Consider the following 22,970-nt stretch of genomic DNA (forward strand, 5'->3'; position numbering starts at 1 on the left):
CAACACAAACACAGACGCGAACGCGGTCGCTACCGCGACCGCTCAAACCTGCACGAGCCGCGGAATCTGCACGTCCGGATTGACGTCGGCCTCGTAGTCGACACCTGCGATCTCGAATCCGAAAAGACGCAGAAAATCCGTCTTGTAGCCGCTGAAATCGGTAAGTTCGTAGATGTTGTCGTTCGTGACCTTGTCCCACAGCGCCTGAACCTCGTTTTGCACGTCGGGGGCCAGTTCCTTGTAGTCCGCGCGCAAGCGTCCTTCGTCGTCGATGTGCGGCGCCGAACCGTACAGACTCTCCTTGTAGAGGCCGTAGACCTGCTCGATGCAGCCCTCGTGCGTGCCTTTCGCCTTCATCACCTTGAAGAGCAGCGACAGGTACAGCGGCATCATCGGAATCGCGGAACTCGCTTGCGTGACGACCGCCTTCAGCACCGAGACGCGCGCGTCGCCGCCTTTGGCCGAGAGCTTCTCGCGAATGCCGAGCACTTTCCGGTCGAGGTCTTTCTTGGCCGCGCCAATCGAGCCGTTCCAGTAGATGTCGTGCGTGATTTTTTCGCCGAGGTAGGTGAACGCGGTCGTCTTCGCGCCGTCTGCGAGCACGCCGGCTTCCAGCAGCGCGTCGATCCACATTTGCCAGTCTTCGCCGCCCATGACCGCGACCGTGTGGTCGATCTCGGTTTGCGTGGCGGGTTCGAGCACGGTTTCCTTAATGACTTCCTTGTCCGTGTCGATGCCGCGCAACTTGACCGCCTTGCCGACCGGTTTCAACGTGGAGTTGAACACTTCGCCGGTTTTCGGATGCGTGCGCTTGGGCGCGGCGAGGCTGTACACGACGAGATCGACCTGGCCGAGATCGCGCTTGATGACCTCGATCGTCCGTGCCTTTACTTCGTCCGAAAATGCGTCGCCGTTGATGCTCGTTGCGTACAGGCCTTCTGCGGTCGCGAATTTCTCGAATGCCGCGCTGTTGTACCAGCCGGCCGTGCCCGCCTTGGTTTCGCTGCCGCCGCGCTCGAAGAACACGCCGAGCGTGTCCGCGCCGCTGCCGAACGCCGCCGTGATGCGCGCGGCAAGTCCGTAGCCCGTGGATGCGCCGATCACGAGGACCTTTTTGGGACCGTTGGCGATGGGACCGCGTGCCTTGACGTATTCGATCTGTTCCTTGACGTTGGCCTCGCAGCCCGTCGGATGGGTGGTGACGCAGATGAATCCACGCACGCGCGGTTTGATGATCATGAAGCACCTCTTGTCGGAATTGGCGACATTATAGTGGCCCGCGCGGCTCCTGGCGTGGCGCGCGGGATCGGTCAAGGGGCGCGCCGGGCGGGCCGCCATGCAAGCCGGAAATCGGACGGCTTCGCACATCTTGGTAGGATTCAGCCTTTTCGAGCAGACGGTAACCGGTGTGAAGCGTTTTATTTCCCTGATTCTGGAGACCCTCGAACGAGGTCTGACCCGCGCGAACCCGCTCGTGACCGGGGCGTTGCGGCACCTGCGCCATCCGACCCGCCGCGGCGTGCTGAGGGCCTGCGCGGCGCTTCCGCTGTTGTTCGTGCTGTATGTGCTGCTCCTGATTCCGTTCACGCCGGGCATCGGCGATATTCGCAAGGCCAAGATCGAGCAGCCCGCGCGCATTCTCTCGGCCGACGGCAAGCTGCTCGCCGAGTTCAAGCCGTCCAACCGCGAGTGGGTCAAGCTCAAGGACATCTCGCCGAATGTGGTCAATGCTCTGATCGCCACCGAAGATCATCGCTTCTATGAGCATTTCGGGCTGGACTGGCGGCGCACCGCATCGGCCGCGCTGCATACGTTTTCCGGCGACCGGCAGGGCGGCTCGACGATCACGCAGCAACTCGCGCGCAATCTTTATCCGGACGAAATCGGCCGTGCGCCGACGCTAAACCGCAAGCTGAAGGAGGCGATCACCGCCTTCAAGATCGAGGCGCTCTATACGAAGGACGAGATCCTCGAAACGTACCTCAACACGGTGCCGTTTCTCTACAACGCGTACGGCATCGAGATGGCGGCGCGCACGTATTTCGACAAGTCGGCGTCGGACCTGAACGTGCTCGAAAGCTCGACGCTCGCGGGCATGCTGAAGGGCAACAGCTACTACAACCCGGTGCTCAACCCGGAGCGCGCATTGCAGCGGCGCAATACCGTGCTCGCGCAGATGGTGAAGTTCGGCAAGCTCACGCCCGCCGCGTTCGAGACGCTCAGAAAACGCCCGCTGCGCATCGACTTCGAGCGGCAGACCGAGCCGCCTGGACCCGCGCCGCACTTTGCGCAGCAACTGCGCAAGTGGCTCGCGGCGTGGGCCGACCGCAACGACTACAACATTTATTCTGACGGCCTCGTGGTGCGCACCACGATCGATTCGCGCCTGCAGACCATGGCCACCCAGGCGGTGATCCTGCAGGGCAACCAGCTGCAAGGCATCGCCAATGCGGCGTGGGGCAGCCGCGCCGGTTGTTCGAACGGCAAGGAACTGCTCGCAACCTTCCTGCGCGAAACGCCGGACTTTCGCGCCGCGAAAGACATGGGCCTGACCGACGACGATGCGCTCAAGCGCGTGTCGTCCGACCGCAACCTTGTGCAATCGCTCTGCGAATCCAAGACCCGCGTGCAGGCGGATTTTCTCGCGATGGACCCGCGCAACGGCCAGATCAGGGCGTGGGTCGGCAGCCGCGACTTCAGCCAGGATCCGTTCGACCACGTGCAGCAGGCGCGCCGTCAGCCTGGCTCGACGTTCAAGCCGTTTGTCTACGCGGCCGCCTTCGAGGCGGGTGCGAAGCCGACCGACACGCTCGTCGATCAGCCGGTCGAAGTACAGCTCGCGGGCGGAGAAGTCTGGCGTCCGAGCGACGAAGACGAGCCGAGCGAGCGGGCAATCACGCTGCGCGACGGGCTCGCCTATTCGCGCAACCGCATCACCGCGCAGTTGATGCAAACGGTCGGCCCGAACAAGGTCGCGCGGCTCGCCCGCGCCATGGGCGTGCGCGACAGCCCGCTCGACGCCGTGCCGTCGCTCGCGCTCGGCACGAGCCCCGTCACGCTGAAGGAGATGGTGTCGGCATACGGAACGATTGCCAACCTCGGCGGATACGTGGAGCCGGTGATGGTCACGCGCATCGAGGCCCGCAACGGCGAAGTGCTCGCGGACTTCGCGCCGGCGCAGCCGCAACAGGAACTGCCTGCGGACGCCGCCCGCACGCTCGTCGACGTGATGCGCGACGTCGTGAACCGCGGCACCGGATCGGCGATACGCGGACGCTTCGGCGTGCGCGGCGACGTAGCGGGCAAGACCGGCACGACGCAGGGCAACGCAGACGGCTGGTTCATCCTGATTCATCCGCAACTCGTGGCCGGCGCGTGGGTCGGTTTCAACGACAGCCGCGTGACCTTGCGCAGCGACTACTGGGGACAGGGCGCGCATAGCGCGTTGCCTATCGTCGGCGACTTCTTCCAGCGCGCGCAGCGCTCGAAGCTGGTCGACACACGCGTGAGGTTCGTCACCGAGCAGCAGCCAGGCTGGTTCGCCGAGCGTTCCGAGCGGCTGCGGGAATGGTTCCAGCATCTCTTTCCGTCGTCGACGGTGAAGTCTCAGACGGCCGTGACGGCTCGCAACACGACGCGGCGTGCGCCTGTGGCGACGGCTTCGCCGGGGGCGGCGACTGAAGGTGTGAGCGCCGAGGCTGCCGCCAGTGCAGCAACGGCCGCCAGCGCGGAATCGCGGGCGTTACCGCCGCTTCTTTCCACGCCCGGCGACGCCACGGCTTCCGGTTCGTCAGCGACTTCGGTGTTCGGCAGCGAGCCCGTCCACGGCGACGCGCAGGGCGCCGGCGCCGCGGCGTTGGCGCCTACGCCCACGCCGGACGACGTCGTGCCGCCCGACGCGGTGGGCGCCGGAAGTCAATCTGGCGCGGCGAACGGCTCGCCTTGAGCGCGACCAGGCTAGGGACGACCCGGCGCCGTGTCGCCGCGTCCCGTTAGCTAGTATTCCGCGACTGGGGGGCCCGCGGACGCGTCGCGTCGCGCGGTGCCCGCCGACGCTTCCAGCGCGGGGTCGTGATGCAGAAGCAAAGCGGCCGCCGCGCCGACGAGGCCCGCGCCTGCGAGGCAGAGCAGTCCCGCTCCGAAACCGCCGGTGCTGTCCTTGATCCAGCCCATCGCGTAAGGTCCGAAGAATCCGGCTAGGTTGCCGAGCGAATTGATCGCCGCGATGCCGCCGGCAGCGGCGGCGCCCGACAGGAACGCAGCCGGTAAAGTCCAGATAACCGGCAAACAGCCGAAAATACCGAAGCCCGCAATCGACAGCGCAATCATTTTCTGCACGGGATTGTCGAGCCCGGCCGACGCCGCGATGCCGAGCGCCGCGACCGTCAGCGCGATCGCCACATGGCGTTTGCGCTCCAGCTTGCGGTCCGAATGACGTCCCCAGTAAACCATGCTGATGACGCCGACGATATACGGCAGCGACGTCACGAAGCCCGTCTGCAAGTTAGTCAGACCGAAGGCCTTGACGATCTGCGGCAGAAAAAAGCTCAAGCCGTAATTCGTTGCATTGGCGCCGAAGTAGATGAGCGCGATGGCGAGTACGCGCCGGTTCAGAAGCGCTTCTTTCACACTAAACGCATGCACGGCTTCGCGATGCTCGCGTTCCTGCTTCTGACGTGCGACCAGCCAGTCGCGCTCATCGGCGGCTAGCCAGGTGGCGTCGGCCGGTTTGTCGGTCAGGTAGAACCACACCGCGAACGCGAGAATCAGGGCGGGCAGCGCTTCGATCAGATAGACCCATTGCCAGCCGGCGAGACCGGCGAAGCCATCCATGGAAAGCAGGGCGCCCGAGATCGGTCCGCCGATCACCGTCGACAGCGGAATCGCCGCCATGAAATAGCCGACCACTCGGCCTCGATACGCGGCGGGAAACCACAATGTGAGCAGGAAGATGACGCCCGGGAAGAATCCCGCTTCGGCCACGCCGAGCAGAATGCGCAAGCCGTAGAACACATGAGCCGCGGACAACCCGGTGTATTGCGCGATATGTGGGATATACGCCATCGCACCGGCAAGCAAACCCCACGTGAACATGATTCTCGCGATCCAGCGGCGTGCGCCGAATTTTTCGAGCAGAAGATTGGACGGCACTTCGAAGAAGAAGTACGCGATAAAGAAAATCCCCGCGCCGAAGCCGAATGCACTTGCCGAAAGACCGAGCGCCTTGTTCATCTGGAGCGCGGCAAAGCCGACATTGACGCGGTCCAGATAGGCGATGAAATAGCAGACGATCAGGAACGGCACGAGCCGAACCGTCACACGTTTCATGGTACGTGCTTCGAGTTCCATCGATGTCTCCTCCAGTTCATTGTCCGGATGGTTTGAAGATTTCGTTAAAGACTAATCGCTCGGCCGCGATTCGGGAAGCGCTTTAAACAGTTCCAGCGCGCCAATGCGTCGATGCTGCGCCTGCACAGATTGTTCAGGTGAGGGCAACAGTGTTTTCGAGCCGTGAGGCTGATCTCGCACGCGTATTTCCGGATAATTGCGGCTGCGATACAACCCACCGACCGCCCCGTAACGACTCCATGCGCGGTCATGAAACGATCAGACAATCCAGGTGCATCATGTTGAACAAGCTTCGCGATTGGTCTCGCGTCGCCATTGCGGCGCTCGCCACAGGAGGCGCGCTTGCCGGCTGCGCGTCCTCGACGCACGTCGTCGCAACCGATAAACCCGGCACCTACACAGTCGCGGCAAGCGCGACGGGCGGACGCATGGCATGGGCGCGCGCGCACGGCGAGGCACTGAACGAGGCGCGCGAATACTGCGAGCGGCGCGGCATGCAGAGCAGCATCAATGTGGAAACGGTGAGCGGGGTGGAGATGCTGACGACGCATGGGTCGTCGGTCAACTTCGAATGTCATCCGAAGTTCTAGTACAGAGACCACGCGTTATTCGCCACAGCTACAGCGCCTGTGCCGTTATTTCGTGTCGAAGGTCGCGAGCGTAGTGTCTGTGATGTGCGCCGCGACGATTGCGAGGCGCCCGGGCGGGTTCTGCGTCGCGCATGTTTGCATTGCCGCGCAATACGGCTTGCAGTGCAGACGAGTAGCACAAAGTGTTCGCTAGCGCACAGACCAGCCCCGCAGTGCTTGTTCAACTTGGCTTGTTTTGTCCGATACGGTCTGCCTGAACTGGCGACGGTGCGTCCTTCTCCGGACGCAGCATTAGATCGGTCACAGGTTATCTCCGCGTCGCCCTCGGACTTGCCGGGAAGAGTCAGCGCGCACGCAACTTCTTCCTGCTCCTGAAGGAAGAGGTGCCGCCATGAGGTCGCTCACTGGTGCTGTCCTCGCGCTGACGCTGACGCTCGCCGGATGCGCCTCCGATCACACATCCTCGAATAATGCGTCGTCGGCGCAGCCCGGCAGTTGCAAGGTCGCCACAGAGGCCGAGATCGCGTCGTTGTTCGACCGATGGAATGAATCTCTGCAGACCGGCGATCCGCACAAGGTGGTCGCCAACTACGCGCCGCGATCGATCCTCCTCGCAACGGTGTCCAGCAAGCCGCGCCTGACGGTTGCGGACAAGGAGGACTATTTCCAGCACTTCCTTCAGGATCGTCCCTCCGGAAAAATCGACATGCGTTTCGTCGACTCTGGCTGCAACTCGGCTGTCGACGCGGGGCTTTACACGTTCACGTTCGCGAGAACCGGCGTCGTTGTGAAGGCGCGTTATACGTACACCTATCGGTGGGATGGCTCGCAATGGCTGATTACCAGTCATCACTCGTCGGCGATGCCGGACAAGGAGTGAGATGGGTATGGCTCGTGCCTCCAGCCGCCAATAGACGTTGCCAGCAGCGCCCAGCTTACTGGCCAGTCGTTTCGCGTCTACGACACCGGCAATCTTCGCTGCCCGCTTGCTTTCGATCTCCGATGGCTTGAGCGCGGCGTCCTGCGGGAAATCCCGACGTTTCGGCGCCACCATCATTGCATACAATGTGTGAACGCAAGCCGATGTGTGGAACAAAATGGTTCATCAAGAAGCATCATTGCATACAATTTCGCCTGAACTGCCGCGTTCGGCGGACGACGTCTACACCGCAATCAAGGACGCAGTGACCAGCGGCCAATACGGCCCGGGTCAATATCTGCGTGAGGAACAGCTTGCGAAAAGCCTCGGCGTGAGTCGCACGCCGGTACGCGAGGCCTTGCGGCGTCTCGACGCGGATGGGTGGGTGGAAACGCGTCCGAATTACGGCGTTCGCGTGAAGATGTGGACGCTGCACGACGCCCGAGAGATCTTCGAGGCGCGTCTTCTGGTCGAGCCCTATCTCGCGGGGCGCGCGTCCTTATCCATCGGTGCTTCCGACATAGAACGTCTGCGAACGCTAGCGGATGCGATGCTCGCCATTACGCAGCAGCCATCGACGCCCGAATCCAGCGAAGCCTGGTTCACGGCGAACAGCGAGTTCCACGCAATCATCACAGCCGCCGGGAACAACGCGCGCCTCGACCGCTCGCTCAGGTCGATGAAGGAAACGCCGCTCATCAAGTGGACGTTTGGCACCTATAGCGACGAAGATCGCGTCCGCAGCGCACGCCAGCATTTCGAAATCGTTCGCGCGCTCGAGCAGCGCAACGCCGCGTGGACGGAAGCCGCTATGCGCTGCCACATTCTCGCCGCTGAAAGTGCGGTGCTCGACCGTCGCGAGGGGGAGCGCCCCACGTCCTGAATCAGCGCGCCAGGAGCAGCAAGGCACCAGCATCACGAGCAGTCATTCAATAGTCGCGACGACGACAATACTGGAGACGAGACATGCCGAGCACCCATAGATATACCTTGAGCACCGCAAGTGCTGGTGCACGCCTCGATCGGCTGCCGATCTCGCGCTTCCACACGCGCGTGCTGTGGCTGATCGGCGCAGGCATGTTCCTGGATTCGTTCGACATCTATCTTGCCGGCGGCGTGCTCGGCGCGCTCGCCAAAACCGGCTGGTCGACGATGCATCTGAACGCGGCGTTCCTGTCTTCGACGTTCATCGGCATGCTGATCGGCGCGTTCACCGCCGGTGTGCTCGGAGACGCGAAAGGCCGCAAATTCACGTACCAGTTCAATCTCGCAGTGTTCGGCCTTGCGTCGCTCGCGGGCGCGTTTGCGCCGAACATGACGTGGCTGATCGTGTGCCGCTTCTTCATGGGACTGGGCCTCGGCGCGGAGATCGTCGTCGGTTATGGATCGGTCGGCGAATTCATGCCGCCTGCCGTGCGTGGCAAGTGGTCCGCGTATCTGTCGCTCATCACGAACTCCGCACTGTTCTTTTCAACGTTTCTCGGGTATCTGATCATCCCGTCGATCGGCTGGCGCGCCATGTTCGCAATCGTCGGGGTCGGCGCGATGATCGTGTGGGTGCTTCGCAAGAAGATGCCCGAGTCACCGCGCTGGCTCGAATCGAAAGGCCGTTACGCCGAAGCCGAAGCGATCCTGCGCGAAGCAGAAGAGGAGTCGGCGCGCAATGGGACGCTGCCGCCCGTCGTCGATGCGCCGCGCACCGTCACGAGGAAAACCACGCTGCTCGAACTCTTTGGGCCGGCGCAAATTCGCCGCACGTTCCTTTCCATCGTGGTGCAGGTTGCCGTCAACATGGTGATCTACGGCTTCATCGTGTGGGTGCCGACGTTTCTGATGAAACAGGGGCTCGGCATGGCATCGTCGCTCGGCTATACCGCACTGATGGCGCTCGGCGGACCGGCAGGGGCGCTGCTGGGCGTACTGCTCGCCGACAGGATCGGACGCAGGAAAGGGCTCATCGCGGTGTCGGTGCTCACGGCAGTTATCGGCTGGTTATACGGGCATTCGACCGGCATCGAAATGGCGACGCTGCTCGGCTTCCTGCTCTTCACGCTCACGTACCTGATGGTCGCGCTCGGTATTGCGACATACATCCCGGAACTCTTCGCCACGGAGAATCGCATGCGCGCAAACGGCATCGCGGGTTGTGCCGGGCGCATCACGGGCATCTGCGCGCCGCAACTCGTAGTCATGATGTACGCGGCGGGCGGCGTGAAGGACGTGCTGACGATGATCATCGGCACGCTGGTCGTGTTGGCGGTAGTCCTTGCAGCGTTCGGTATCGAGACGAATCGACGCTCGCTCGAGGACATTGCGCCTTCGATCGACACGGACGATCCACTGCCGGCCTCATCGCTTTCACAATGATCGGCAACGTTCAAATTTCCACTTCCTTCGTTAAACAGGACACGTATGAGCGTCACACAGCAAAGCAGGCGTCAAGCGTTGAAAGCGCGGTTTGCACGCAAGGAGATTGTCACTGCGCCTGGCATCTTCGACATGATCTCCGCGAAGATGGCCGACTCAATGGGCTTCGACTGCCTCTATATGACGGGCTTCGGCACAGTAGCGTCGTACCTCGGTCTGCCGGATGCGGGGCTCGCCACGTACACGGACATGGTCAATCGCGTCGCGGCGTTCTGCGGCGGCACGAACACGCCGATGATCTGCGACGGCGACACCGGTTATGGCGGATTGCTAAACGTCGCGCATACCGTGCGCGGTTATGAGCACGCGGGGGCTGCAGGCATACAGCTGGAGGATCAGGAATTCCCGAAGAAATGCGGCCATACGCCGGGCCGGCGGGTGATCCCGGTCGAGGACATGGTGCGCAAGATTCAGGTCGCCGTGGAGAGCCGCAGCGATAGCAATTTCCAGATCGTCGCGCGCACCGATGCGCGGACGTCGCTCGGTCTCGATGAAGCGCTGCGTCGTGGCGAGGCGTATGCGAAGGCCGGTGCAGATGTGCTGTTCATCGAATCGCCGGAGAGTATTGAGGAACTCGAAACGATCGGGCGCACGTTCGATATGCCGTTGCTCGCGAATGTGGTTGAAGGTGGGCGGACGCCGCAGCTTGCGCCCCCTGAGTTGCAAAAGCTCGGCTTTTCTCTGGCCATTTACCCAGCGTCGGGTTTCTTATCCGTCGCGAAGGCGCTCAAAGATGTCTACGGGCAGATTCTTGCGCACCGGAGCACGGATGCCGCCACTGACTCGATGTATCCGTTTTCCGATATGTGCGAGTTGATGGGGTTCCCCGAGGTGTGGGCGTTCGATCGCGCGCACGCGGACTAGAAGAGCGATGCGGCTTAACGTTTGGTTGTGCTCGCTGGCATCCGCGACGCTCAGAAGTAACAAACGAAACCTGCGTTGCCGCGCGAAACAGGAAAGGGATAGACCGACCTGGGACTATCCCTACAAAGCCATTCGAAAGGCGCCCAGCCGCCGTGATCTGGCGCAACGCGGCTCTACGCCGCCATCGCCCGCAAATCCCCGTCCGTTCAGGAACCTCGAGTCTCGCCCGAAGCAAATGGCCAACTCGTGGTCTCGACTCTCGGCTTCTTCCATTACCAGAGGTATGGAAAAGCGCGCAGAAAATGTAGCTAGTCGAAGCAAATTGGCTTGATACGCTGCACTTCATGCATTAAGCCCGCGGTTCACCGGATGTGACGCACGACTCTTCTGCCCGTCAGAAGACAGGCGGCATATTGCGCGGAAAGACCCGGGTTCGCAATCGAGTGCTGCCGCATCTAGCAAACGCAATGCGCGGCGCCGATTTCCTGAACTCGCCAGTTGGGATGACAGAATGACGCCAAACCTGACATTCGCGCCGGACAGCATGGTCCATCCGGGTACCTTCGGAGCGGACGACGTTTCCGCAGCGGCGAAGCCCGTGGCTATCTCCGGGACCGATATTCTCACGGTCAAGAACCTGTCGAAAATCTTCGGTCCCAAGCCCGAGCGTGCCGCCGAACTGATCACGCAAGGCCTCGGCCGAAACGAGATCTTCGAGCAGACGGGCAACATGGTTGCCGTCAACGACGTGAGCCTGAGCGTCAAGGCAGGCGAGATTTTCGTCGTGATGGGCCTGTCCGGTTCCGGCAAGTCGACGCTCGTGCGTCTGCTGAACCGCCTGATCGAGCCGACGTCGGGCCATGTCATTCTCGAAGGCCGCGACATCGCGCCGATGTCCACGCCCGAACTTCGCGACGTGCGCCGCAAGAAGATGGCGATGGTGTTCCAGTCGTTCGCGCTGCTGCCGAACCGCACGGTGCTCGACAACATCGCGTATGGACTCGAAGTTGCGGGTCTGAAAAAAGCCGAGCGCTACGACATTGCACGCGCCGCGTTGACGCGAGTCGGTCTGGGTTCGTATGAAAAGTTGCTGCCGGGTGAACTCTCCGGGGGCATGCAGCAACGTGTCGGCCTCGCTCGCGCGCTCGCCGTGAATCCTTCCGTGCTGCTGATGGACGAAGCATTTTCGGCACTCGATCCGCTGATCCGCTTCGAAATGCAAAGCGAGCTTCTGCGGCTTCAGAAAGAAGAGCAGCGCACGATCGTTTTCATCTCGCACGACATTGAAGAAGCGATCAAGATCGGCGGCCGTATCGGCATCATGAAAGATGGCTGTCTGATTCAGGTCGGCACGCCCGCCGAACTAATCCAGTCACCCGCCGACGACTATGTGCGCGACTTCTTCCGTAATGTCGATGTATCGCGCTTTCTGAAAGCGTCGAGCCTGATGACGAGGGTAGAGCGCGAACTGATCTCCTGCGATGTCGCCGCGCCCTCCGAGCGCTACCTGAATCAGCTGATCGATAGCGGCGCCGATTGCGGCTACGTATGTGATGAGGCAGGCCGATATCAAGGCTGCGTCACGCCCGCTTCACTGCGCAAGACGGGCGAGCATTCCATCAGGGAGGCGTTCGTGAACGACGTGAATGCGGTGCCGCTCGACGCGGATCTGCATCAACTGGCCACGATTGCATTGAACCAGCAACACGACGTCCCCGTCACCGATACAGCGGGCCGGCTCGCAGGCATCGTGTCATGCCGGGCGATTCTTAAGCAGGTCATGGAACGGAGAGCAGCATGAACTCGTCAGTCATCGGGAAATTCGCGGAAAACGCGGTCAATTTTCTCTTTCAACATTTCCGTGGCGGCTTCGACGCTTTTTCTGCCGCATTGGGCGCAGTCATCAAGCTGCTGGAAGACGGACTCGCCGCCATTCCGTTCATTGCGATGCTCGTGCTGCTCGTCGCATTTGCACTGTGGCGGCGCGGGGTCGTGTTTTCGGTGTTCGTTGGTGTTGCGCTGATGGCTATCCATTACATGGGACTCTGGGCGCAGACCGTTTCGACGCTCGCGCTAGTGATGGCGGCAACGGTGTTCAGTCTTGTGATTGGTGTTCCGCTCGGTATCTGGGGCGCACGAAACAAGCGCGTCGAAATGGTTCTGCGCTCGCTGCTCGACTTCATGCAGACGATGCCGGCGTTCGTCTATCTGATCCCCGCCGTGATCCTGTTCGGTCTGGGCCGCGTGCCTGCCGTGATTGCAACCATCGTGTTCTCGATGCCGCCTGTGGTCCGTCTCACCACTTTGGGTATTCGCCAGGTACGCGAAGAACTGCTGGAAGCGGGGCGGTCGTTCGGCAGCACGGATGCGCAACTGCTCTGGAAAATCCAGTTGCCGAATGCGCTGCCTTCGATCATGGCGGGCGTGAATCAGACCATCATGATGGCGCTTTCGATGGTCGTGGTGGCCTCGATGATCGGCGCGGGTGGACTCGGCGAATACGTGCTGAGCGGCATCCAGCGGCTCGACATCGGCATCGGCTTCGAGGGCGGGTTGGGTGTGGTGTTGCTTGCCATCGTGCTCGATCGTCTCACGGAGAGTTTCGGTGTGAAGGCGAAGAAAGCAAAGCGCACGATGCGAACCGCAAAGCCAGGCACGAGCGCGGCAGTGCGCACCTGACGCCGACGCACGCCCTCATCTTCATCTCGCGGTAAAACAAGAGCAAACCACATCGCTAAGCTTGTTCATTTCGAAAATTTTCATAATCGCGTAGGAGTACTGTATGAAAACTAATCTGTTCAAATCGCTCGTTGCGAAACTGACTGTATCGACAGTCGTGGCGATGGGCGCCGCGCACGCCGCGGCGGCCGAACCGATCAAGATGGCCGTGACCAACTGGGCCGATGTGCTCGCCGTCGCCAACGTGGCCAAGTACGCGCTCGAAACCGGCCTCAAGCAACCTGTCCAGTTCGTGCAGGCGGACATCGGTATCCAGTACCAGGGCGTGGCGCGCGGCGACCTCGACATCATGGTCGGCGGATGGCTGCCCGTCACACACGGCGCCTACTACGCGAAGTACAAGAACGACATGGAAGACGTCGGCGTGATTTATACGGGCGGCAAGAACGGCTGGGCCGTGCCCGCCTACATTCCGGAGTCGCAGGTCGCAACGATTTCCGACCTCGAAAAGCCGGATGTGAAGAGCAAGCTGAACGGCACCATTCAAGGCATCGAACCCGGCGGCGGTCTGATGCAGGCATCGGAAAAGGCGCTCAAGGCGTACGACCTGAATGGCTACAACCTTCAATCGTCGAGCGAGGCGGGCATGCTCGCGGGCGTATCGCGTGCCTATCAGTCGAAACAATGGGTCGTCGCTACGGTCTGGAGCCCGCACTGGCTGTTCCAGAAGTGGCAGATGCGCTATTTGAAAGACCCGAAGGGCGCGCTGGGTGGCGAAGAACAGGTACACGCGTTTGCATCGAAGCAGTTCGCAACGAAGTTCCCCCGTGCTGAGGTGTTCTTCAAGCACTTCAAGCTGACGCTCGCCGACGTCGAAGCGATCGAATTCGAAGGCAACAGCACGAACGACTACGCAACGGCCGCAAAAAAATTCGTCGATGCGCATCCGGAAAAGCTGAAGGCCTGGTTGCAGCAATAAATCGAGCAATAAGTCGCGCAGTAAGCCATTAAGCCGCACACCACCGCACATTGCATGAACCGGTTGTTGCCGTCCCGCACTACATGCTTCACGATTTTTCCCGGAGTGACCACGTGAACGAGAACTCGCGCTTTTTTGCAGAACCGCTCCAGAGCCGCGATCCTGTCATCGCATCGGAGATTGCGCTGGAGTTGCGCCGCCAGCAAACGCAGATCGAACTGATTGCTTCAGAAAACATTGTGTCCGCGGCGGTGATGGAAGCGCAGGGCACCGTGCTGACCAACAAATACGCGGAGGGCTATCCGTCGAAGCGCTACTACGGCGGTTGTGAACATGTGGACCGCGTCGAAGCGCTCGCCATTGACCGCGTGAAGGCACTATTCGAAGCCGAGTTCGCCAATGTGCAACCGCATTCGGGAGCACAGGCGAACGGCGCGGTAATGCTCGCGCTCGTCAAGCCGGGCGAGACGGTGATGGGCATGTCACTCGATGCGGGCGGGCACCTGACGCACGGCGCGCGTCCCGCGCTGTCCGGCAAGTGGTTCAACGCGGTTCAATACGGCGTGAATCCGCAAACCTATCGCATCGACTACGACCAGGTCCGGCGGCTGGCTGAAGAGCATCGGCCGAAGCTAATTATCGCTGGCTATTCGGCGTATCCGCGCGCGCTCGACTTTGCCGCATTCCGCAATATCGCCAACAGCGTGGGCGCGCTGCTGATGGTCGACATGGCGCACATCGCCGGTATCGTCGCAGCGGGCCGGCACGAGAACCCCGTGCGGTTTGCCGACGTCGTGACGTCCACCACGCACAAGACGCTGCGCGGGCCGCGCGGCGGCTTCATCCTCACCAACAACGGCGACATCGCGAAGAAAATCAATTCTGCGGTTTTCCCCGGCTTGCAGGGCGGCCCGCTGATGCATGTGATCGCGGGCAAAGCGGTCGCGTTCGGCGAAGCGCTTCGGCCGGAGTTCACCGCGTATATCGACCAGGTATTGCGCAACGCCCAGGCGCTCGGCGACGTGCTCAAGTCGGGCGGACTGAGCCTCGTAACGGACGGCACCGACAACCATTTGCTGCTCGTCGATCTGCGCCCGAAGCGCCTGACAGGTACGCAAGCTGAAAAGGCGCTGGAGCGGGCAGGCATCACCTGCAACAAGAACGGCATTCCGTTCGATACAGAGAGCCCGACCGTCACGTCGGGAATCCGACTCGGCACACCTGCAGGCACGACGCGCGGTTTTGGCACCGCGCAATTCGAGCAGATCGGCCAGATGATTCTGGAAGTTTTGTCCGCGCTGGAGCAGGAACCTGCGGGCGACGAACAGGTCGAGCGCGCGGTGCGCAGCCGGGTGCGCGATCTCTGCAGCCAGTTCCCCATTTACTCGCATGCCGAAGCGCTTGTGTAAAGCGATTCGCGGATCAACTACTCAAGAGAGAATCGAAATGAGCTTCGAGGGCGTACACACACCGCTCGTCACCCCGTTCAAGGCGGATGGCGAAATCGATCACACTTTGCTCGGCAAGCACGCCGCGAATCTCGCGGGCCGTGTCTCGGGTCTTGGGGTCGGCGGAACGACGGGTGAATACTATGCATTGAGTTTCGACGAACGCGTGCAGACGTTCAACACCGTCGCCGAAGCGGCGGGCGGCAAGACGTATCTGACGGCGGGCATCAACGCGACGACGACGAAAGAGGTGATCCGTCTTGGCCAGGAAGCAAAACGCGCGGGCCTGAATGCGCTTCTGCTTGCCGCGCCGTACTATGCACAGCCTACACAGGACGAACTGCTGAGCCATCTGCTCAAGGTGGACGACAGCCTCGACATGCCCGTCATGCTGTACAACTTTCCGGCACGCACGGGCACGGACATCGGCGACAACGTATTGTCGAAACTGCTCGAACGGCCCAACTTCATCGCGATGAAGGAAAGCACAGGCGATATTTCGCATCTGCATCATCTCGCCACGCATTTCAAGGATCGACTGGTACTGAGCTGCGGAATGGACGACCAGGCGCTCGAGTTCTTCGTCTGGGGCGCAAAAAGCTGGGTGGGCGGCGCATCCAACTTTTTACCCGAGGCGCACACGGCACTGCTCGATGCCTGCGTGAAGCATGGCGACTTCGCAACCGGCCGCAAGCTGATGGCGCGATTGCTGCCCGTGCTCGAATTGCTGGAGCGCAGCGGCAAGTTCATTCAATACGTTCGATACGGCTGCGAACTGGCGGGCACGCCCGTTGGCGTCGCACGCGCGCCGCTCGGCACGCTCGATGAAAACGAGCGCAGCGGCTTCGCGAAGCTCGTCCGTCCGTTGCTGTCTAACGCTCAGTAACGTGCATGACCTCGAAACTGGAATTCGCGCGGTTTCCCGCATCGGATGGCGTGAACGGATGGTGGGAGAGCCTGCCTCCAGCCGCGCCCGCGGTTGCAGTGTCATCTGAGCGCCGCTATGACTGGGTGGTGGTCGGCGGCGGTATCACGGGCTTGTGCGCGGCGCGGCGTCTCGCCGAGCTGGCGCCCGATGCGTCGATTGCGCTCGTCGAGGCGGACCGTATCGGGCGCACGACGGCCGGTCGCAATTCCGGCTTCTTCGTCGATCTGCCGCACGACATCAGCAGCGAAAGCTATTCGCGCAGCGTCGAAGCGGATAAGGCAGACGTTCGCTTTCAGCGTCACGGCATCGACTACGTTCGCTCGATCGTCAAGCAGCACAACATCGAGTGCGACTGGCGCGACGACGGAAAATTTCATGCATCGGTGAACCGGAAAGGTCATGCGGCGCTCGCGCATTTCGCCGAAGGTCTCGAACGTATCGACGAAGCCTTCGAGTGGCTCGACGAAGCCGCCATCGCGAAGGTAACGGGCACGGACTTCTACGAAGGCGCGCTCTTTACGCCCGGATGCAGCACGGTGCAGCCCGCCGCGTTGATGCGAGGCCTCGCCGCGAGCTTGCCTGCGAACGTGCAGGTGTTCGAGTTGAGCGCAGTGAAGCGGATAGAGGACGAAGGGCTTGCGAAGGTGTTGACCTTCGCCGGCGGGAAGATCGTCGCAAAGCGCGTGGTTCTCTGCACTAACGCCTACGCAGCGACGTTCGGCGGGCATCCGAACGGCTTGCTGCCCGTGTACACGTTCGCATCGATGACGCGCGTGATGAAGCCGGAAGAAGTGCAGCGGCTCGGCGGTGCGCGCTCATGGGCGCTGATTCCCGCCGACCCGATGGGCTCGACAGTGCGCCGCTTGATCACGGACCGCATCTGCGTGCGCAATCACTTCGCGTTCCGGCCGAATCTGGAGGTTTCGCCAGCCGATCTGGCGAAAGCGAAGAATCTGCATCAACGCTCGTTCGACCGGCGCTTTCCGATGTTGAAAGACGTCGAGCTCGAATACACGTGGGGCGGCCCGTTATGCCTGTCGGCGAATAACGGTGCGTTGTTCGGACGCAGGGCCGATGGCGTTTTCGAAGCGGTCGGCTGCAATGGCCTGGGCCTGAGCAGAGGATCGGCGTCGGGCAAGCTGATTGCCGAATACGCGCTCGGCCAGTCCAGCGATCTCGTGCGTCAGCTTTTGAATCAGCCGCATCCGCGTTCGCTGCCCGTGCGTCCGATTGCCGACGTCGCGGTATCGGCGGCGATCTGGGTCAAGGAATTCTCGGCTGGGGCCGAGCTTTGAATCTGTGAGGACAGGACATGATGACGTATCAGGAATGGAAACAGAAAGCGGATGCCTTGTCGCTCGACGGCAGGGCGTTTATCGCGGGACAACGCGCGAATGCTGCGTCGAATGAGACGTTTGCGACGCTCAATCCTTCGACGGGAAAAGTACTCGCCGATATCGCGAAGTGCGATACAAAAGATGTCGACCGAGCGGTCGCGGCGGCGCGCGAGGCATTCGAATCCGGCGTGTGGTCGAAGGCCGCGCCCGCGCAACGTAAAGCCGTGCTGCAACGGCTCGCGCAACTGATCGACGATAACGCGGAAGAACTGGCGCTGCTCGAAGCACTCGAAGCGGGCAAACCGATCAGCGAATGCCTGGGGTTGGACATTCCCGAGTCGGCCGCGTGCATCCGCTGGCACGCAGAAGTCACGGACAAACGATACGATGCGCTGTCGCCATCGGGCGCGAGCGTCGTGAGCATGATTACGCGGGAACCGATTGGCGTCGTCGGCGCGGTGTTGCCGTGGAATTTTCCCGCGCTCATGCTTGCCTGGAAAATCGGCCCGGCGCTATCGGTCGGCAATAGCGTGATCGTGAAGCCCGCCGAGCAGACTTCGTTGTCCACGCTGCGCATTGCCGATCTCGCGCTGGAAGCAGGCTTACCCGCAGGCGTATTGAATGTCGTGACCGGTTTCGGCGAAAGCGCGGGCCAGGCATTGGGCCGTCATGCGGACGTCGATCTGGTGGCGTTCACGGGATCGACGGAAACGGGCAAGCGCTTCCTTCACTATTCAGCCGACACGAACCTGAAGCGCGTGGTGCTCGAATGCGGCGGCAAGAACCCGCAGGTCGTGTTGCCCGATGTCGCGAATCTCGATGCCGTTGCGGAGCAGGCCGTTGCCGCCGCCTTCTGGAACATGGGCGAGAACTGCAGCGCAGGCTCGCGCATTCTGGTTCCATCGTCGCTGAAGGCGAGCTTGCTCGAAAAAGTACTAGCCGTACTCGAAGGCTGGAAAACGGGCGATCCTCTCGACCCTGACGTCAAACTCGGTTCGTTGATCGAAGAGAAGCACTTCGAGAAGGTGCTTGCGCACATCGAAAAGGCGAGGGCGGAAGGCGCGCTCCTGGTATGTGGCGGCAAGGCGACGCGGACCGACTCGGGCGGCTGGTTCGTCGAGCCGACGATTTTCGACAACGTGACGCCGCAAATGAGCATTGCGCGCGACGAAGTATTCGGTCCTGTGGTGTGCTTCATCGAATACGCGGATGTCGACGAAGCAGTGCACATTGCCAATGACACCTGCTACGGCCTCGCCGCCTCGCTGTGGACCGACAACGTGAACCACGCGCACAAGATCGCAGCGCGGATTCGTGCGGGCACTGTGACGGTGAACTGCTTCGGCGAAGGCGATCAGTCCACGCCGTTCGGCGGCTTCAAACAATCGGGCTTCGGCGGCCGCGACAAATCGGTCTATGCTCACGACCAGTATTGCGAGTTGAAGACCACCTGGCTGAAGCTGGACTAGCTCTGATCTAAACCACTGATAGCCCAGCCATGCAGGTTGGGCACGCATCACATTTGCGCGAGGCCACATGCGAGCTGGATTCATCGGAACGGGCACGATCACACAAGCGGTCGTGAAGGGCATGCTCAGATTCGGCGTGCCGTTCGAGCGGATATCGCTGTCGCCGCGCAACGAGCGAACGGCGGCGGAGCTTGCGGCGCTCGACGGGCGTATCCACGTCTGCGAAAGCAACCAGCAAGTGCTGGATAACTCGGATGTCGTCTGTCTTGCCGTCGTGCCGCAAATCGCGGCCGAGGTGCTGGGCGAACTCGAATTCAACGCGCGTCACCACGTCATCAGCTTTATGGCGGGCGTTTCTCTCGACCAGTTGCGCGGCCTGGTCCGCACGAGCGGCAAGATCGCGCGCGCCGTGCCGTTGCCGGCTGTCGCCGAGGGCAAAGGCAGTACCGCGATCTGTCCCGCCGACGACATCGCCAGAGCGATCTTTGCGCCGCTCGGTCAAGCCGTCGAGGTCGACAGTGAAGACAAGTTCGACGCGCTGTCCGCCGTGACGGCGACGATGGCGAGCTTCTACGCGGTGCTCGAAACTGAGGCGTCGTGGCTCGCAAAGCAGGGGATCGACTATGCCGACGCGCGGGCTTTTTTGTCCGGCTACTGTGTAGGACTCGCTCACGACACAACCCGCGGTGTACAGCCGTTCTCGCAGATGGTCGAGCATTCGATGACGCCGGGCGGCATCAACGAGCAGGTGTACGCCGAGCTTTCCCGCCGTGGGGCATACGCTTACTACGACGAAGCGCTCGACGGCGTGCTTCGGCGAATCAGGGGCAACGCATAGCAACGGATAATCGTCGGACACAACCATTGCGGCGTGGGAGCGGGCGCGGCGGGGCGTATGCCGCCACGCACTCGGGTTGCCCGCCATTGCCAGTTGCCAGCGAGACTCGCACACTATTTTTTCCGCGGGAACGCTCCGCCCGACACGTCGCCCCCGCATTGCGCATCCGCTTCACAGGTGAAAGCCATGCAAAAGAAACAGTTGTTCGCCGACCGGTTGCTCGCGCAGATGCCTTCCCTGCGGGCGCTGAGATGCTTTGTCACGGCTGCCCGATACGAGAGCTTCACGCAGGCGGCCGAAGTGCTGTGCGTGACGCAAGCCGCCATCAGCCGGCAGATCAAGGAACTGGAAGATTCGCTCGAAGTGGCGCTGTTCGAGCGGACAGGCAGACATATCGCGCTGACGGATGCCGGCCGCATTCTGTACAACGCGTCGTATCTGTCGATCATGAACATCGCCGAAGCGGCTGAAGCCGTGCGACGCACCGACCGGCACGCGCTGACGGTGTGCGTCTCGCATACGTTTTCGGCGCTTTGGCTGTCGTTCAGGCTACCGGCGTTTCGCAAGCGTTTTCCGGAGATCCGTTTGCACGTGATGGTCACCGAGCACTTCATGGAGATCGACGAGCTCATGCAGCCCGACGTCATCATCACGAAGAATCCGCCGCGCGAGCCGGAGTATGAAATCGAGCCGCTCTTTCATGACGTCGTGTATCCCGTGTGCAGTCCGTCGTTTCATGAACGGCATTTTCACAACCGGTCGTTGAAGCCGCTCGATCTGCTGTCGCATCCCACGCTGAATCTGTCGCTGCTGGGTCGAGCGCAGGTTTGCGAGCATGTCGACTGGCGCGTGTGGCGCAACTGGTTCCAGCAAGGCGACGGTTCGGACCGGCTGGTCGATAACGAGCATCTGGAGAGCAACGATTACCGGCTGCTGGTTTCGCAGGCCGAGGCGGGCGAGGGCACACTGCTGGGTTGGCATCATCTCGTGCATCGACAGGTGGAGCAGGGCCGCTTGGTGCGGCCCGTGCAGGACGCGCTCGAATTCCACGACCGTCATCACTATGTGATCACGCACAAGAATGCGAAGCTGCGGCCCGAATATGTGCAGTTCCGTGAATGGCTAGGCGAGGAAGTCGCCACGATGATGCGCGAATGGCGAAGCGTTGAAACGGAAGCGGCGAAATAAACGGCGACGCGTCTTGCGGCTTTCCCGATGCACCGCATATGGGCCGCGAGTATGGGCCGCGAGTTCAGAAAGAAATTCGGCGAATCGCCCATTGCCTGGCGAGTGGCGCGTGCGCGATGCCGCTCGTCCGTCGCGGCAGAAAACCGAACGTCACGTAACGGCGACGCACATCCCGGCTACAGGAACGAAATGACATGACGACAGTACGACTGACTGATGAAATGGTGCCTTTCGGTCTGAACGTCAAAGGCGCGCGCCGCTGGTATTCGATCGATGAGCGCGACTGGCGCCCAATGAAGATCGGCGACACGGTGCTGCCCGGCTTTTCGTGGATTCCCGTTGCCGACGACGAAGGCGGCGCCTGGAGCAGCTACTGGATGCGCCTGCAGCCGGGCGCGCGCTCGGTCGAGCATCGGCATGATTCGACCGAACTCATCATGATTCTCGACGGCGTATTCACCGACGAAGACGGCACCGACTTCCTGCCAGGAAACACCGTGTGCTACGCGGCCGGCTCGCGGCATAGCACGTCGTCGGCGGAAGGCTGCACGGTGCTGGTGGTCTCTCAGACCGGCTCGACGATCGTGTCAGGCGTACCGGATTGAGAACTGGCGACGCGTGGCACGCCGCCAACAGGAGTCCAACGATGCTCGATAGGTCACGCAAGTTTTTCATCTTCGCGCTGTCTGCCATCGTGCTGACCCTCGCGAGTCACGTCTGCAGTGGGCAGCAGGTCGTCAAGATAGGCGTCTCCGCACCGCTGACGGGTAACGGTGCGGCCAATGGCAAGGACATCGAGAACGGTGTGCGCCTCGCGCTTGAAGAGGCGAACACGCAGCGCATCAAGCTGGGTGGACAGGAAGTGCGTTTCGAACTCGATTCCGTCGACGATCAGGGCGATCCGCGCATCGGCGTGCAGGTCGCGCAGAAACTGGTCGACGACGGCGTGGTGGCGGTTGTCGGCTACTACAACTCGGGGGTTGCACTACCGTCAGCGCCGATCTTCGCCAAGGCGGGCATTCCGCTGATCGATCCTGCAGCAACCAATCCTGCTATCACGCGGCAAGGACTCAAGAACGTGTTCCGCATCATTGCCACCGACGCGCAGAACTCCGGCAACGCCGGGAAATATGCGGTGAATGTCACCAAGGCCCAGCGCATTGCGGTGATGGATGACCGCACGGCTTTCGGACAAGGCGCAGCGGACGAGTTCAAGAAAGCGGTGCAGGGGGCGGGCGGCAAGATAGTCGCGTCCGAATTTACGAACGACAAAGCCGTCGAATTCAATGCGCAACTCACGACCATCAAGGCAGCGAATGCCGACCTGCTTTACTTCGCCGGGCTCAACAATCAGGCGGCATTGGTGACCAAACGCATGAAGCAGCTCGGGATGCGAGCGCAGTTCGTCGGCAGCGGCGGGATTGCCGACAGCATCTTTATCAGTGTTGCGGGTACGGCGGCCGAAGGCGCGATGGCGTGGGAGTATGGCCGCCCTGTGGAGTCACTGCCTCAGGGAAGGGCCTTCGCCGAGAAGTTCAAGAAGCGCTTCGGTGCGAACACGCTGACTTATGCGCCTTTCGCATACGACTGCGCGTGGGTAGCTATCGACGCGATGAAGCAGGCAAACTCCGCGAAGCCGGACGTGTTCATGCCAGTTCTGCATGCCACGAAATACGATGGGATCACGGGGAAGATCGAGTTCGATGAATTCGGTGATCTCAAGCGCCCGACCTCGACGCTGTATCAGGTGAAAAACGCGAAATGGGTACCCGTGACGACGATCAGTCCACCGAACTAAAAAGGGAACTCAACATAATGCGAACCTGCGACTTCCTCCGGTCATCAGATCCTCGCGGCTCGCTGGCCGCAAGCGATGCGATTGATTTCGTGAGCCGCGAAGAACTACTTTAGCGGCTATTTTAAGCATGCGCATGTTCCGATCTAAACGGGCCGAG

General features: G+C 61.6%; 19 protein-coding genes. 17 read left to right on the forward strand and 2 right to left on the reverse strand.

The annotated features are described in order from the left end of the window. Window positions 1-42 precede the first annotated feature (42 nt). Entirely contained in the window at window positions 43-1,239 is a 1,197-nt protein-coding gene (fabV, locus tag J2W46_RS17105) for an enoyl-ACP reductase FabV (RefSeq protein WP_310355177.1), read from the reverse strand. A 97-nt stretch (window positions 1,240-1,336) separates the two neighbouring features. Between fabV and J2W46_RS17110 the strand changes: the two genes are divergently transcribed. Further along, window positions 1,337-3,946, forward strand: coding sequence for a penicillin-binding protein 1A (locus J2W46_RS17110; protein ID WP_310355178.1), 2,610 nt, complete (start codon window positions 1,337-1,339; stop codon window positions 3,944-3,946). Between the two features lie 50 nt (window positions 3,947-3,996). Here J2W46_RS17110 and J2W46_RS17115 read toward each other — a convergent pair whose 3' ends face one another. After that, the gene (locus tag J2W46_RS17115; RefSeq protein WP_020065993.1) at window positions 3,997-5,349 is read right to left on the reverse strand and encodes an MFS transporter; all 1,353 of its coding nucleotides are present in this window, start codon (window positions 5,347-5,349) and stop codon (window positions 3,997-3,999) included. 278 nt (window positions 5,350-5,627) lie between these two features. Between J2W46_RS17115 and J2W46_RS17120 the strand changes: the two genes are divergently transcribed. The 16 genes from J2W46_RS17120 (at window position 5,628) to J2W46_RS17195 (ending at window position 22,813) form a co-directional block, all read left to right on the forward strand. Then, a complete protein-coding gene (locus J2W46_RS17120; protein WP_020065994.1) occupies window positions 5,628-5,939 on the forward strand; it encodes a hypothetical protein in 312 nt (103 codons plus the stop codon). Between the two features lie 391 nt (window positions 5,940-6,330). After that, complete coding sequence (locus J2W46_RS17125; RefSeq protein WP_310355179.1) at window positions 6,331-6,819, forward strand: DUF4440 domain-containing protein; 489 nt, start codon at window positions 6,331-6,333, stop codon at window positions 6,817-6,819. A 217-nt stretch (window positions 6,820-7,036) separates the two neighbouring features. Then, complete coding sequence (locus J2W46_RS17130; RefSeq protein WP_310355181.1) at window positions 7,037-7,741, forward strand: GntR family transcriptional regulator; 705 nt, start codon at window positions 7,037-7,039, stop codon at window positions 7,739-7,741. Between the two features lie 83 nt (window positions 7,742-7,824). Further along, on the forward strand, window positions 7,825-9,225 hold the full coding sequence (locus J2W46_RS17135; RefSeq protein WP_310355183.1) for an MFS transporter: 1,401 nt from the start codon (window positions 7,825-7,827) through the stop codon (window positions 9,223-9,225). Between the two features lie 45 nt (window positions 9,226-9,270). Then, entirely contained in the window at window positions 9,271-10,149 is an 879-nt protein-coding gene (locus J2W46_RS17140) for an isocitrate lyase/PEP mutase family protein (protein ID WP_310355185.1), read from the forward strand. A gap of 511 nt (window positions 10,150-10,660) precedes the next feature. Beyond that, complete coding sequence (locus J2W46_RS17145) at window positions 10,661-11,950, forward strand: quaternary amine ABC transporter ATP-binding protein (RefSeq protein WP_310355186.1); 1,290 nt, start codon at window positions 10,661-10,663, stop codon at window positions 11,948-11,950. Then, complete coding sequence (locus J2W46_RS17150) at window positions 11,947-12,828, forward strand: ABC transporter permease (RefSeq protein WP_310355188.1); 882 nt, start codon at window positions 11,947-11,949, stop codon at window positions 12,826-12,828. The genes J2W46_RS17145 and J2W46_RS17150 overlap by 4 nt, the downstream gene beginning before the upstream one ends. 103 nt (window positions 12,829-12,931) lie before the next feature. Continuing rightward, window positions 12,932-13,807 carry a glycine betaine ABC transporter substrate-binding protein gene (locus J2W46_RS17155; protein ID WP_020066001.1) on the forward strand — a complete coding sequence of 292 codons (876 nt, stop codon included), beginning with the start codon at window positions 12,932-12,934 and terminating at the stop codon, window positions 13,805-13,807. A 113-nt stretch (window positions 13,808-13,920) separates the two neighbouring features. Then, complete coding sequence (gene glyA / locus J2W46_RS17160; RefSeq protein WP_310355191.1) at window positions 13,921-15,216, forward strand: serine hydroxymethyltransferase; 1,296 nt, start codon at window positions 13,921-13,923, stop codon at window positions 15,214-15,216. 37 nt (window positions 15,217-15,253) lie between these two features. Further along, entirely contained in the window at window positions 15,254-16,141 is an 888-nt protein-coding gene (locus tag J2W46_RS17165; protein WP_310355193.1) for a dihydrodipicolinate synthase family protein, read from the forward strand. Window positions 16,142-16,146: 5 nt separating this feature from the next. Continuing rightward, window positions 16,147-17,478: an NAD(P)/FAD-dependent oxidoreductase gene (locus J2W46_RS17170; RefSeq protein WP_310355194.1), complete on the forward strand. Its 1,332-nt coding sequence runs from the start codon at window positions 16,147-16,149 to the stop codon at window positions 17,476-17,478. 17 nt (window positions 17,479-17,495) lie between these two features. After that, a complete protein-coding gene (locus tag J2W46_RS17175) occupies window positions 17,496-18,989 on the forward strand; it encodes an aldehyde dehydrogenase (protein WP_310355196.1) in 1,494 nt (497 codons plus the stop codon). Between the two features lie 67 nt (window positions 18,990-19,056). Then, on the forward strand, window positions 19,057-19,827 hold the full coding sequence (locus tag J2W46_RS17180) for a pyrroline-5-carboxylate reductase (protein WP_310355197.1): 771 nt from the start codon (window positions 19,057-19,059) through the stop codon (window positions 19,825-19,827). Between the two features lie 186 nt (window positions 19,828-20,013). After that, a complete protein-coding gene (locus J2W46_RS17185; protein WP_131319178.1) occupies window positions 20,014-21,015 on the forward strand; it encodes a LysR substrate-binding domain-containing protein in 1,002 nt (333 codons plus the stop codon). A 194-nt stretch (window positions 21,016-21,209) separates the two neighbouring features. Then, window positions 21,210-21,620, forward strand: coding sequence for a cupin domain-containing protein (locus tag J2W46_RS17190; RefSeq protein WP_310355199.1), 411 nt, complete (start codon window positions 21,210-21,212; stop codon window positions 21,618-21,620). 41 nt (window positions 21,621-21,661) lie between these two features. After that, the gene (locus tag J2W46_RS17195; protein WP_310355201.1) at window positions 21,662-22,813 is read left to right on the forward strand and encodes a branched-chain amino acid ABC transporter substrate-binding protein; all 1,152 of its coding nucleotides are present in this window, start codon (window positions 21,662-21,664) and stop codon (window positions 22,811-22,813) included. Window positions 22,814-22,970 lie beyond the last annotated feature (157 nt).

This window comes from Paraburkholderia strydomiana (assembly GCF_031456815.1).
Taxonomy (GTDB): Bacteria; Pseudomonadota; Gammaproteobacteria; order Burkholderiales; family Burkholderiaceae; genus Paraburkholderia; species Paraburkholderia caledonica.